Annotated in this window: 12 protein-coding genes; 4 read left to right on the top strand and 8 right to left on the bottom strand. The window is 68.7% G+C overall.

Translation table 11 applies throughout. The features are described from left to right. Positions 1–13: 13 nt before the first annotated feature. From AC1DP3_RS09690 to AC1DP3_RS09675, 4 genes are all read right to left on the bottom strand, one after another. Positions 14–1,375 carry a threonine/serine exporter family protein gene (locus tag AC1DP3_RS09690; RefSeq protein WP_477292957.1) on the bottom strand — a complete coding sequence of 454 codons (1,362 nt, stop codon included), beginning with the start codon at positions 1,373–1,375 and terminating at the stop codon, positions 14–16. Between the two features lie 104 nt (positions 1,376–1,479). Next, on the bottom strand, positions 1,480–1,887 hold the full coding sequence (locus AC1DP3_RS09685) for a (R)-mandelonitrile lyase (RefSeq protein WP_477292956.1): 408 nt from the start codon (positions 1,885–1,887) through the stop codon (positions 1,480–1,482). A 27-nt stretch (positions 1,888–1,914) separates the two neighbouring features. Then, positions 1,915–2,934 carry a zinc-dependent alcohol dehydrogenase family protein gene (locus tag AC1DP3_RS09680; protein WP_477292955.1) on the bottom strand — a complete coding sequence of 340 codons (1,020 nt, stop codon included), beginning with the start codon at positions 2,932–2,934 and terminating at the stop codon, positions 1,915–1,917. Between the two features lie 13 nt (positions 2,935–2,947). Next, positions 2,948–4,201, bottom strand: coding sequence for a multidrug effflux MFS transporter (locus AC1DP3_RS09675; protein ID WP_477292954.1), 1,254 nt, complete (start codon positions 4,199–4,201; stop codon positions 2,948–2,950). 100 nt (positions 4,202–4,301) lie between these two features. Between AC1DP3_RS09675 and AC1DP3_RS09670 the strand changes: the two genes are divergently transcribed. The 4 genes from AC1DP3_RS09670 to AC1DP3_RS09655 all read left to right on the top strand — a co-directional run bounded on the left by AC1DP3_RS09670 (position 4,302) and on the right by AC1DP3_RS09655 (position 8,521). Next, positions 4,302–5,174 (top strand): helix-turn-helix transcriptional regulator, encoded by an 873-nt coding sequence (locus AC1DP3_RS09670; RefSeq protein ID WP_477292953.1) that lies wholly within the window; start codon positions 4,302–4,304, stop codon positions 5,172–5,174. 510 nt (positions 5,175–5,684) lie between these two features. Next, positions 5,685–7,361 carry a GAF domain-containing sensor histidine kinase gene (locus AC1DP3_RS09665; protein WP_477292952.1) on the top strand — a complete coding sequence of 559 codons (1,677 nt, stop codon included), beginning with the start codon at positions 5,685–5,687 and terminating at the stop codon, positions 7,359–7,361. Further along, positions 7,358–8,002, top strand: a complete 645-nt coding sequence (locus AC1DP3_RS09660; protein ID WP_477292951.1) for a response regulator — start codon at positions 7,358–7,360, stop codon at positions 8,000–8,002. The genes AC1DP3_RS09665 and AC1DP3_RS09660 overlap by 4 nt, the downstream gene beginning before the upstream one ends. A 156-nt stretch (positions 8,003–8,158) precedes the next feature. After that, a complete protein-coding gene (locus AC1DP3_RS09655) occupies positions 8,159–8,521 on the top strand; it encodes a DUF7882 family protein (protein ID WP_477292950.1) in 363 nt (120 codons plus the stop codon). 40 nt (positions 8,522–8,561) lie between these two features. On the opposite strand, the gene AC1DP3_RS09650 is transcribed toward AC1DP3_RS09655, so the two are convergent. The 4 genes from AC1DP3_RS09650 to AC1DP3_RS09635 form a co-directional block, all read right to left on the bottom strand. After that, positions 8,562–8,690, bottom strand: coding sequence for a hypothetical protein (locus AC1DP3_RS09650; protein WP_477292949.1), 129 nt, complete (start codon positions 8,688–8,690; stop codon positions 8,562–8,564). Positions 8,691–8,819: 129 nt separating this feature from the next. Next, on the bottom strand, positions 8,820–11,750 hold the full coding sequence (locus tag AC1DP3_RS09645; RefSeq protein ID WP_477292948.1) for a helix-turn-helix transcriptional regulator: 2,931 nt from the start codon (positions 11,748–11,750) through the stop codon (positions 8,820–8,822). A 400-nt stretch (positions 11,751–12,150) separates the two neighbouring features. After that, positions 12,151–12,732, bottom strand: coding sequence for an NADPH-dependent FMN reductase (locus AC1DP3_RS09640; protein ID WP_477292947.1), 582 nt, complete (start codon positions 12,730–12,732; stop codon positions 12,151–12,153). 147 nt (positions 12,733–12,879) lie between these two features. Further along, positions 12,880–13,149 (bottom strand): hypothetical protein, encoded by a 270-nt coding sequence (locus tag AC1DP3_RS09635; protein ID WP_477292946.1) that lies wholly within the window; start codon positions 13,147–13,149, stop codon positions 12,880–12,882. Between the last annotated feature and the right edge of the window lie 169 nt (positions 13,150–13,318).

The following is a 13,318-nucleotide window of genomic DNA, read 5'->3' as shown; positions in this document are numbered from 1 at the left end:
CCCAGCGGGGCACTCAGAGCGCGGGCCGGCGCATCCGATTCGACAGGCTCGAGCCGGCCAGGACTCCGAGGGCGATCGCGACCATGGTCGACAGGGTGGCGACCAGCGAAGCCGCTCCCGCCGAGTCCCTGCCCAGAAGATCGGCCACGCCGGCCAGCCCCAGTGCTCCCGGCACGAGGAGCGAGAACGCAGGCGTGAAGCTCACGAGCGCGGCGGGTCCGGATGGCTGACGGGCGACGAGAGCGGTGACCGGCGTGACGCAGAGCGCACCGACGAAGGCCGAGATCACCCCGCCGAGGAGCACATCCCCGAGCACCTGGGCTGCGTAGGCGATATAAAGCACGAGCAGGATCCACGGAAGCGAACGCCTCGGGGCGGAGCGATGCACCGAGACGGCGACGCCGAAGACCGCCACGGCGATCCAGGGGGCGATAGGGCCGAGCAGCTCCGGATGCCTGCTGAAGTCGAAGTCCGGCACGCCGACCAGCGCGCCGGCGGTCACGATGCCCGCACTGAGCAGCACCAGCTGCATGGCGCCGGCGGCCGCTCGGCCGGCTCCGGAGATCATGTGTCCCATCGACAGTTCGAGCACCGCCGTGGTCAGCAGGGCACCCGGAAGCAGGACGACGAGCGGTGCGAGGAGTGCGGACAGGATGCCGGACCCCCATCCCGCTCGCAGGAGCAGGAAGACGGTGGTGGCGACGACGAAGGCGATCCCGACCGTGATCAGCGCGCCGTAGCGGCGCGGCACGCGCTCGCTCACCAGAAGGGCGGCTCCGGTCACGAGCCCCAGGCCCGCCGAGAGCAGGACCCCGGCCCAGGAGGCGCCGAGCAGCACCGACAGCGCGCCGCTGAGGAACGCGTATGCCAGCACGCGCAGGACACGCCCGTAGGTGGGCGCCATATCGCGGATGCGCTCGATCCGCTCGACGGTCGAACGAGGATCCAAGACACCGGTGCGCGCCGCGTCCACCGTCTGCTGCACCTCGTCGATCTGCGACAGCAGCAACTGCCCGTCGGTGGTCGTCACGGCTCCCGTGCGATGGTGTCCGCGCCCGCGCGCGGACACCAGCAGCGCGTTCGGAAAGACCAGCACCTCGCTCTCGGGCAGGCCGTTGACCTCCGCGATGTCGCTGAGGACGTCCTGCACCGTCTCCACCGTGTATCCCGCCTGAGTCATCGCGCGGCCGACCGCCTCCGCTGCCGCGAGCGTGGCGGCGGGGTCGGGCGCCGCACCGGGAACCACCGCATGCGCGCCGGTGATGAGGGCGGAGCGCGCGCTGACCGCGATGTCTCGCTCGGCGTGGGGCCGTACGGCGACCAGGATCACGCCCGCTGCCAGCAGCACCGCGAGCGCAATGAATGCCGAGATCATGTGCTGCCTGTCTGCCGAGGGTCGACTGGCATTCTCACATGGGGGATCCCCGGCAGCGGCCTCGGCGGCCGCGCTTGACAGAGCGGGCGGCGCCCCAGGGACGATCAGCGGTCCGGGTACTCGCCCTCGCGGAGCTTGTCGCCCCACACCGTCTCAGGTTCTCCCGTGTCGCCCGGCGCTTCCCAGAGCGCGAGGTGGCACATGAAGTTGTCGGCCGTGGCACCGTGCCAGTGCCACTCGCCGGGAGGCGTGTAGACGGTGTCGCCCGGACGCAGTTCGATCAGATCCTCGCCTCGGGACTGGACGTAGCCCTTGCCTTCGGTCACGTGCAGCGTCTGCCCGACCGCGTGCTTGTGCCAGGCGGTGTGCGCGCCGGGAGTGAAGCGCACGAGGTTCAGTCTCGTTCGGGACGGCTCGTGCCCGGAGTAGTAAGCATTGAAGTAGACGTCCCCGGTGAACCAGGCATCCGGGCCCTTCACGGTGGGCGTCTGGGGCTGCAGTTCGGTGCTCATGGCGATCCTTCTCTCGAGGGTGGGCGGTCAGACGGTGAGGAGCACTTTGGTGGCGCGGCGCTCGTCCATCGCGATATAGCCCTCGGCTGCCTGTTCGAGCGGGAGCGTGAGGTCGAACACCTTGCCGGGATCGATCCGGCGGTCCCAGATGAGCTGGATGAGCTCGGGCAGGAACCGGCGCACCGGAGCAGGTCCGCCGTGCAGATGCACGCCGGAGAAGAACAGCTCGAGGCCGTCGAGCGACACGTCGTGCGAGACGCCGACGTAGCCGACGTGCCCGCCGGGCCGCGTGGCGCGGATGGCCTGCATCATCGATTCCTGCGTGCCTACTGCCTCGATCACGCTATGCGCTCCGAGCCCGCCCGTAAGCTCCTTGATCTTCGCGACGCCCTCATCGCCGCGCTCCTCGACGATGTCCGTCGCTCCGAACTCGCGCGCCAGCTTCTGCCTGTCGGCGTGGCGGCTCATGGCGATGATCCGTTCGGCGCCCAGTTCCTTCGCGGCGAGGATCCCGAGCAGACCGACCGCGCCGTCACCGACGACGGCGACGGTCTTGCCCGGGCCTGCCTCGGCGGCCACCGCGGCGAACCAGCCGGTGCCCAGCACGTCGGATGCGGCCAGCAGAGAGGGGATCAGGTCGGCGTCGGGCTGTCCCGGCGTCGCGACCAGGGTGCCGTCGGCGAGCGGGATGCGTGCGTACTCGGCCTGCGTGCCGATGGCGCCCATGAGCTCGGCGTGCACGCAGCGGGACTGGTACCCGGCCTGGCAGATCTCGCACGTGTTGTCCGAGGCGAAGAACGATCCGACGACGAAGTCGCCGATCTGCACCGTCGTGACGTCGGCCCCGATCTCGGTGACGACGCCCACGTATTCGTGGCCCATCGGGCTGTGATCGGCCGGCTCCGCCCCGCGGTAGGGCCACAGGTCGGATCCGCAGATGCACGAAGCGCTGATGCGGATGATCGCATCGGTCGGTTCGATGATCGTCGGGTTCTCGCGGTCTTCGACCCGGACGTCGCCGGGCGCGTACATGATGACTCCGCGCATGGTGGTGTTCTCCTCAGTTCAGGTGGGCGGGAATGCGTGCCGGGGCCTCCGTCGCCGGCACGGCGTCGGTCGGTCGGCGGACAAGGAAGAGGCAGGCCACCGCGGCAAGCAGCACAGCGGTGGTCGTGACGATGCCGAGGGGAAGGATGCTGAGCGCACCGGCGATGCCGACGAGCGGCGCGGCGACGCCGCCGAATCCGAACCTCACCATCCCCAGCAGCGACGACGCGGTGCCCGCCATCCGGGGATAGCCGACCAGTGCAAGCGTCGTGGCGGGAGGCGAGGTGATCGCGACACCGCTCGCGAGCAGGAAGAGCGACGCGATCACGACCCAGAGCGGCACCGTGCTGACGCCCGCGACCAGCAGGCCGCCTGCGCCGAGACCGGCGACGAGGATTCCGATTTCGAGGGTTCCCCTGATGCTCCACCTCTCGGCAGCGCGGCCGGCGAGGTATCCGAAGGTCATGAACCCGGCCGAGTTGATGCCGAAGGCGACGGCGTAGCCGAAGGGCGAGAGTCCGTAGATGTCCTGCAGCACGAAGGTGGCACCCGAGAGGTAGGCGAACAGCGCGGCGTACAGGAACCCCTGGCCCAGCACAGCTCCCACGAACACCCGGTCCGACAGCAGGGTGCGGAAGTCACGCAGGGTGCGTGCGAATCCGCCTGTGGTGCGCTGGTCGAGAGGCAGCGTCTCGCGGAAGACCCGCAGCGTGACGATCAGGATGCCGGCTCCGACGGCCGCGAGGAAGACGAACAGACCGCGCCAGTCGGTGACCGTGTTGAGGATTCCGCCCAGCAGCGGCCCGACGATCGCGGCGAAGCCCCCGACGACGGTGAGGCGCCCGTAGAACCGGATGAGGGCGCCGCCGCTGTAGATGTCACGCCCCGCCGCTTGCGCGATGACGATCCCGACTCCTCCCGCGAGACCCTGCACGAACCGGGCCGCGATCAGCAGCTCGACCGTCGGGGTGATCGCGCAGAGCGCCGACGTCGCGATATACGCGACGATTCCGATCAGCAGGATGCTGCGTCGCCCGAACCGGTCCGACAGTGGGCCCGCGATCAGCTGTCCGGCCGCGAGGCCCAGCAGGCACGCGGTGACGGTCAGCTGGGCGACGGACGTGGCGGCTCCGAGCTCCGCGGTCAGGGCGGGAAGAGCGGGGAGGTACAGGTCCATCGAGATCGGACCGAACACGGTGAGCAGGAGCAGCAGGATCGGCAGCGAGCGGCCGAACGCCGGCTGCGATGAAGTGATCTGATCGGGCATGCGTCCAGCCTGACGAACCGCTCGGATCGGTGGGAGTCCCTCGTGAGGGGTGTACCGACAGGGGACCCCTTATTCGGATGCCGCGACCTACGATGGCCGCATGGACAACCGAGCCGAGGTGCGCGAATTCTTGATGTCGCGGCGTGCCAAACTCACCCCGGATGTCGCGGGGATCACCGCCGGCGCCAACCGGCGTGTGGCGGGCCTTCGCCGCACCGAGGTGGCGACACTCGCGGGTGTGAGCGTGGAGTACTACGCGAAACTCGAGCGGGGCTCCATCGCCGGCGCGTCCGCATCCGTGCTCGATGCCATCTCTCGTGCGCTGCAGCTCGACGACACCGAGCGGGCGCACCTGCTCGATCTTGCGCGCGCTGCCGACGGCATCCCATCGTCCGGTCGTCCCCGGCGCCGCGCCGTGAAGGCCGCCGCACCGCGCCCGAGCCTGCTGTGGGCACTGTCGGCTATCACCGACGCGGTCGCCTTCGTGCGCGACCAGCACCAGGATCTGCTCGCCACGAATGACCTCGGGCGCGCGTTCTACTCGCCGCTCATCGGAGACGGCGGCCGCACGCCGAACTTCGCGCGGTTCCAGTTCCTCGACCCTCAAGCGCGCGAGTTCTACCCGGACTGGGACGTCATGGCGCAGATGTGCGTCGCGATCATGCGCAGCGAGGCCGGCCGCGACCCCCACGACAAGGGACTGCAGGATCTCGTCGGCGAGCTCTCGACCCGCAGCGACACCTTCCGGCGCCTGTGGGGCGCGCACGACGTGCGCACGCACGGAGCCGGCACCAAGCAGTTCCACCACCCCGTCGTGGGCGATCTCACGCTCGCGTATGAGGAGCTGGCGATCACCGCCGAGCCCGGCCAGGTGCTCATGGTCTACACCGCCGAGCCCGGTTCATCCTCGGCAGAGCGCCTCAGGCTGCTCGCATCGTGGGGCGCCCAGCATCCCGTCGCTGCATCTCTCTGATCCTCACGAGGGGTGGTACCGGTGGGTGCAGATCTCGCCGTTCTCCATCTCGGGTCGCCGCTTCAAGCGCCAGCCCGAGCCGGATCGCTACGCCGCGTCAGCTGACGACGAGTGGACCTGACCTCGACATCCCCTGGCCGGTCCGGATGTTGCGGGAGCGGCGACTAAGCCGTCGTGCGAGGCAGCGAGATGCCTCCGGTCGGCACGGGTGCGTAGTGCGGAATCGGTGAAGGGCGCTCTGCGCGATTCCGCAGAGACGTGCTCACTGCCCCCATCGGCTCGTCCCCCGCGAAAATTCGCACGACGTAGGCCGGCCCGGTCGCGCGGGTATCGCTGAGGAGAACGGTCTGGCCGGCGAAGCCGAGATGACTGTCCATTGTTCTGCCCTTTCCTTCGCCTCAGTACACAGGTGCCGAGAGCTTCCGGCCAGGGGCGAAGGTCCCGTCGCGCTCGAGCAGCCATCGCCATCGGCAAGGGGCCTGGCTAGAATCGCGTCGACGGGAGCCGGCTATGACCGAGGATGCGGCATCAACAGGCCAGTGGGCCGGCGACCCGGCCGAGGACCCCGGCCTCCACCGCTCGCCGGACCGACTGCGCGACCTGCTTCGGGCGACGACGTCGGTGGTCGAGAGGCTCGAGCTCGAGGTCGTGCTCCGCCGCATCGTCGAGGCGAGCATGAGCCTCGTCGGTGCACGGTACGGGGCCCTCGGTGTGCTGAGGCCCGATGGAGGGCTGGAGCGATTCATCCATGTCGGAATCGACTCCGCGACGACGGAGCGCATCGGTCCTCACCCATCCGGTCGCGGCGTCCTGGGCGCGGTGATCGCAAGTGCGGAGCCGATCCGGCTCGACCATCTCGCCGACGACCCCCGGTCGGTGGGGTTTCCCGACCACCATCCCGAGATGAAGTCCTTTCTCGGTGTACCGGTGCGGGTCGGTGCCCACGTCTACGGCAATCTGTACCTGGCCGACAGCGAGAGCAGATCCTTCAGCGCCGACGATGAGGAGCTGATCGTCGCGCTCGCTGCCACCGCGGGCATCGCAATCGAGAACGCCCGGCTGTACGACATCGCACGCACCCGTGAGATCTGGAATGCCACCATCGCCGAGGTGATGGCCGCGATGCTGGACGTGCGCGGCGAGAACGTCCTCGATGTCATCGCGGAGCGAGTGGCGGCGCTCATCGACACCGATCTCGTAGCGGTCGCCGTCCCGCGCGGTGAGGGCGAACTCGTGCTGACGGCGGTGTACGGCTCAGGCTCGGATCAGCTGCGTGACCGCGTCTATCCGGCTGCCGGGACGCTCTCGGCCCGTGCCCTTGCCGCTCGTCAGGCGGTGAGCCTCGACGACGCGTCGCACCCCACCCGGCTGGACTGGCGCCCCGACGCCGGACCCGCGCTGGCGATTCCCCTCTATGCGGGCGAAGAGCCGCTCGGCGTGCTGAGCATCTCGCGACTGACCGGCGGGGCGGCGTTCACTGACGCCGACGTGGAGATGGCGTTCTCCTTCGCCGCACAGGCGAGCATCGCACTCGAGGTCGTGCGTGCCCGTGAAGATCGCCACCGGCTGGAGACCGCCCGCGACCGAGCCCGCATCGCCCGAGATCTGCATGACCACGTGATCCAGCGACTCTTCGGAGCGGGACTTGCTCTGCAGGCCGTCTCGGCCACCCTCGACCAGGGGAGTTCGTCTGCGATCGAAGTCCAGATCGACGCGATTGACGCGGCGATCCAGGACATCCGCACAGTCATTTTCGCCCTGAGCAGCGCGGAGCGCCGTGGTGTGAAGCGACTGCGCGACCGGCTGCTGGATGTCGTAGCGGAGGTTGCAGGGACATGGGCCTCGCAGCCGCGGATCTCCTTCACGGGGCCACTCGACAGTGTCGTGTCGGTCGAACTGGCCGACGATCTGGTCGCAGTTCTCAGGGAGCTGCTGACCAACGTCCTCAAGCACGCTCGTGCACAAGCCGTCGAGATCGAAGTGGCGATCCTCGACGACACGGTCCAGTTGGTCGTGGTGGACGACGGAGAGGGCATACCCGTATCCGCGCCTCGTCGTGGCCTTGCGAACGTCGTCGAGCGGGCCTCGCTGCGGGCGGGAAGCTGCCTCATCGACTCCCGAGCTGGAGCAGGAACCCGCATCCAGTGGAGCGTCCCGGCCGCTTCAGAGGAAGGGGACAGCCCATGATCCGCGTCTTCCTCGTCGATGACCACGAGATCGTCCGACGGGGGATCGCTCAGCTCGTCGATGCCGCAGCGGATCTCGAGGTGGTCGGGGAAGCCGCTACGGTGCACGAAGCGACGCGACGGATTCTCGCCACGCGACCGGACGTCGCGGTGCTCGATGTGCGCCTTCCCGATGGGAACGGCATAGACCTGTGTCGCGACATCCGTTCAGCGAATCCCGGGGTGTTCTGCCTCATCCTGACCGCGTACGACGATGACGAGGCACTCCGCTCGGCGGTGCTCGCCGGTGCCAGCGGGTACGTGCTCAAGGACGTCCGCAGTCGCTCGCTGGTCGAGGCGATCCGGCGCGCCGCGACCGGTGCCACCATCCAAGCCGCCGACGTGATGCTGCATGCCGCGAAAGCACTGCGCACTGAGCCGGACCTGGCACGCGAATCGCTCATCCCCGACCTGTCTCTGCGAGAGAACCAGGTCCTCTCACTGATCGCGGACGGGCTGACCAATCGCGAGATCGGCGATCGGCTCGGACTCGCCGAGAAGACGGTGAAGAACTACGTGAGCGGGCTCTTGGCAAAGCTCGGAATGGAGCGACGCACTCAGGCCGCCGTGTATGGCGCTGAGCGCAAGCATCAGCCGGATTGACCCGGCGACCGCCGCGACGGGACCTTCGACCTATGCGAAGGGAGCAGACCCGCCGAAACTCTTCCAACGGATAGCGCGACGTGTGCGAACCGCCCCGTCGCCGTTTCCGACCGACGACGCGGAACGCCCGACGTTCAGGACGCGAAGGGCTGCTGCATGGGAACCATCTACTACGGCGGCTCCGCCACCCCCATCCACATCGACGACCGTGCCCTCGCCCACCTCAAGGTGGTCATCTCCACGAAGCTGCGACGCCACGAGAGCTTCACCCTGTCGTGGCAGCACCCCGAGGATCAGGCCGGCAGCCGCAGCACCATCTGGCTGGCGGCATCCATTCCGCTCCGATTCGTCTTCGAGGATCCGGAGCCGGCAGAGCTCTCGCGAGAATGGATGGAAGAGCTCGTCAACGCCGCCAACTCCTCGGGTGGGATCATGCTCGCCGCCGAGCACTTCGCCGCCGCTCCGGCGCCTGCGACACAATCGACCACAACTCCGGCGTTGAGCGCGCCCCGCGTGTGACCGCCGTCGCGGAGGCGCCGAAGAGAGGTCGAGCGGGCGTCTAGAGCTGCCGCAGCCGTTCGGGCTGGGTCGGCACGGGGCGATAGCCGTCCCGGGCGACCTGCATGGCGGTGACGACGATGGCGACGAGCGCGAAAGCGCCGATCAGGATGAGCACGATGATTGCCATGACAGACCTCCGATACCGGATTCTTCGACTGTCTTCAGGCTCGTCGCTGAGGTAGGGACCGCGCATGAGGCATCAGCCCTATGTTCCTGGCGGTCCGTGCCAGCACCTCTGAGAAGCGGGCAGCGGGTGTCAGCGCGCTGAGTGGGCCGAGAGGTACGCCGCTTCGGTGCGGGTGGCGGCGCCRGTCTTGCGGAGGATGTTCGAGACGTGGACGCTCGCGGTCTTGGTGCTGATGAACAGCTGCTCGGCGATCTGACCGTTGCTCAGCCCGCGGGCGACGAGATCGAGCACCTGCCGCTCGCGCTCGGTGAGCAGCGCCTCGAGGGACGCGGCATCGGCGGGGGAGTCGCGGTGTTCGCCGCCGACGGCGCCCACGCGACGTTCGAGTTCGGTCACGCTGTCGATGATGAGCCCCATGCCGATGGCCTCTGCGGATTCACGCGCCGTGTGCGCAGCGACCCGTGCCCCGGCGCGATCGCCCGCGTTGGCGAGCGCTTCGGCGAGGCGGAACGCGGCATACGGCGCCGACTGGGCGGGGGCGACATCGCTGCGTGTCGCATCAACCGCCCGCTGCCAGAGCGCGGGGTCGGTGCCCGTGCCGCGGGGGCCTCCCAGCTCGGCGTCGACGATCGACGAATACGCGGATGCTGTCGGCCACACGCTCGCCGCGGCGAGGACGGACCGCACCTTCTCTTCGAGTTCGTCGGGGGAGCGAGGCTCTCCGTCGGCGCCGTCCAGCGTCATGCCGGTGAGGCGTGCAGTGCCGAGCACGCGCGCGGCGAGGGCGACGAGGGGGAGGTCGTACGCGGGGAACGAGCGGTGCTGCGGGTCGATCAGCACGCTGACTTGGCTCCACGCCTCGCGGGTCTCGCCGCGAGCGAGAGCGAGGCCGCCGTTCACCAGAGCGAGGCCGAGGACGGTCTGCACATCCAGTGTGCTCTGCTGGCGGAGCGAGCCATGCCAGCCGCGAAGAAGCCGCTCGGCGAGGGGACGATCGCCCGACCAGAGCACCGCTTGCACCTTGAGGAGTCTCAATGGCGCGCTGAATCCGATCGGGGCATCCAGTTCGAGCGCCCTATCGAGCATCTCGTCGGCGCGAGCGGTCTTGCCGAGTGCGTAGAGCGGACTGATCACGTTCGCCAGCAGCACTGCGCCTGAAGTGCGCTCGACACCTCGCTGCCGCGCGCGCTCTGCACCCTCTTCTGCGGTGCGCACCGCCTCGTCGTAGCGCCCCAGCAGGTTCAGGGCATCCGACTGGTTGACCCAGTACCGAAGACGCGCCGAATCGTTGCCGACGGCGAACTCGCGGGCCAGGGCGAGATCGGCGAGGCCCGCCTCGATGTCGCCTGCGGCGAGTCGTGAGAAGCCGCGGATGTTGGACGCGACCGACATCCTCGGCCTGTTCTCGACGGCCGTGGCCTCGGCGAAGGCGCCATCGGCCATCTCGATGGCTTCGTCGAACCGGGCGATGAGCATGAGGCGCGCGGCCAGCTCTCCGAGCACGTTGGCGCGAAGCACGCTGGGCGGCTCCTCCTCGAGCACCGTGAGCGCCTGGCGGAGCAGCTCGATCGATCCGGTCTGGCCGATGTTCGCGAGATACGACGCCTTGTGACGCAGCAGAAGCGCGTAGGCAGCGACGTCGCTCGGATCGCACAGGGCGATGGCCTCGTCGATCAGTGCGATGGCCCGTTCGCTCTCTCCCGCGTTCCGGAGCACGTACGAGGTGTCGCCCAGCAGCCCCACCTTTGTACGCTCGGCGAGGTCGCCGGCGTCGGGCACCTGATCCCACAGTTCGATCGCACGCTCGCCCATCGTCGCTGCGGTGGCGAAGGCGAACGAGGATCGGGCCTGCTCGAAGGCGGCGATCGATGCGATGAAGGCCTCGCGCACGTTGTGGGCGGCCATCCAGTGATACGAGATGGCGGTGGCGTCTGGCCCGCTTCGCCCCGATTGCTGGATCAGCGACTGCGCGTACCGGGTGTGGAAACGCACGCGCTCGCCGGGGAGCAGTTGATCGTGGATGGCCTCGCGCACGAGGGCGTGCCGAAATGCGTAGGCGGTGCCGTCGATCACCAGGACGCTGGCGGCGATCGCCTCGCTGGCTGCAGCATCGATGGCCTCAGGCGATTCGTCGCACACCGCGACGAGGAGCTCATGCTCGACGCGCACACCGCCCGCGGCAATCAGCCGGAGTATGCGCTGAGTCGATTCGGCGAGCTGGTCGTAGCGAGCGAGCAGGATGTCGCGGAGCGAGTCGGGGAAGCCCTGGATGCTGCTCACCCCGCTGCAGCAGACGAGCTCCTCGACGAAGAAGGGCACTCCCTCCGTGCGCAGGTAGACCTGACTGAGCTCGTCTTCATCGGGTGGCCCGTCGAGGATCGAGGTGGCCATCTCTCGCACCTGACGACGGTCGAGACGGGCGAGTTCGAGCCGCGCAACGCGGCGATTGCGGTCGAGTTCGGGCAGCAGTGCGCGCAGCGGACCGCCACGGCGGAGCTCGTCGCTTCGGAAGGTCAGCACGATCAGCAATCGGGCATCGTCGATGACCCTGATCAGAAAGCGCAGCAGACCGAGGCTCTGCGGATCGACCCAGTGGAGATCCTCGATGACGAGCACGACGGGCCGCACGGCGGCGACGTTCTCGAAGACCTCCGCCACGGCGTCGTAAAGCCGGTCGGCGCCGCCCCGCACCGGTGCGTCGGGGTTGGAGGTGCCGGGGGCGAGCTCGGGGAGGAGCAGGGCGAGCGCGTCGCCCGCCGGGCCTGATGCACGGAAGAGCGCCTCTTCGCCCACCTGTTCGGCGAGCGACCGGAGCGCCGACAGCATCGGAGCGTAGGGGGGCGCGTCCCGATCGAAGTCGACGGACTGCCCGCGCAGGATCAGGGCCTCGGCGGGGAGCCCGCTGAGGAACTCTCCGACGAGACGGGTCTTGCCGATGCCCGCCTCACCCCCGATGAGCACCGACCTGGTCGACCCCGCGCTCGCCTCGGCATACGCATCACGCAACCCGTCGAGGTCGGCCTCGCGGCCGACCAGCGAGGAGCTCACCGTGGCTCGCATGTATTCATGGTCCCACGGTGCGCCGACAGCGGGACGGATGGATGCAGCCTCGAGTACCGCTCGTCCGACGGGACTCGTCACGTGTGCGAGAACCGTCGGGGCGCGGGGCGGGGCGAGACCCGAAGCCTCAGCAAGACCCCGCGAAGGCCCCGGCGGGGAGCGGAAGCGGTGGTCGCGGCAACGCGCTCACGCGCGCGCCGGCGGAACTCGAGTTCGCGAAGCTGCCGCTCATCGGCGGCTTGGCGAAGGTGGGTGAAGCTGTCCTCGCTGACGTACATGGCGCCTCCTCAGGTGCTTTGTCACGAGTGACTCTGCTCGCTAAGGAGGCGCGCCTTCATCCGGAGGATGCCTTATTTCGGCCCGGCTCGGTACGACTGACCCTGAGGCATGCGCGGCCAGGCTAGGCCGGCAGTGCTCCTTGCCGGGGCAGCACCGTCAGAACACGCTGGACGTGCTCGCGGTACTCCGCCATGTAGTTGCGCAGGAACTCCTCGGTCTCCTTCTTCGAGATTGAGCCGTCCTCCCCGAAGACCTCAGGGGAGAACTGGATGTACGCCTCCGGCGCGGTCATCTGACGCGCGTTGCAGAAGCTCAGCACAGCGCGGAGACTCTGCTGGGCGATCGCCGTGCCGATTGCACCGACCGACGCGCCGATCACCGCTGCGGGGATGTGATCGAACGAGTTCTGCCCCCACGGCCGCGACGCCCAGTCGATGGCATTCTTCAGCGCGCCGGGGATGGACCGGTTGTACTCGGGCGTGACGAAGAGCACAGCATCCGCTTCGCTGATCGCCTTCTTCAGCGCCAGGGCCTCCGGCGGATAGTCGGCGTCGTAATCCGGGCTGTAGAGGGGAAGATCCCGGATGCCGATCTCCGTGAACTCGAGATCTTCCGGCGCGAGGCGGATCAGCGCTTTCGCCAGGGTCCGGTTGATGGAGGTCGAGGACAGGCTCCCGACGAAGTACCCGATCTTGTATGACATCTGCGCTCCTCGTGACTCGGTTGTGCCCGGTTCGGCCTGCCACTCGTGCGCACGCCCGCGGACTGCGGGAACAGCATCCCAGACAAGCGCCCGTCACGCCTCCGTCTTGACTTCGTGCGGACAAGGCTGCACTTGGGGGGTCGCTGCTCACCCTTCGATTCGCGATCCCGTCCCCGAGAAGCGGGCGTTCACCCTCTTGCTCAGCAGCGCTTCGTCCAGCTCCCACTCGTACGACGCGAGGACGTCGGGGTCAGCGGTCGCGACCTCGACCCAGAACTCGACCATGAGCCAGCCACGAGCGCAGGCGTCGGCGGAGCATGGCCGTGACGAGTAGCCCCACAGCCTCCACATCAGCCACATGACCTGGGTCGAGCTTCTCAACGGCAATGCCCGCGGCATCACGACGCGTCGCTTCATCGCACCTCCTGCGGGACTCCTCGATCCGGTAACAATCGGCACTCCAGCCGCGACCGCATCCTCCCTTTACTAAGTCAGCGCCGGGCGGTATACGTCTGGGAGCGTCGACTGCCGCGGGCTGCGCAGGCGTCGACTGGACGGCAACGCAGCGCACGTGGCAGGGAGTCGG

The sequence above is a fragment of the Microbacterium sp. P5_B6 genome, from assembly GCF_056400345.1.
Note: the sequence above shows the minus strand (reverse complement) of the source record. Positions and strands in the feature narration are given on the sequence as shown.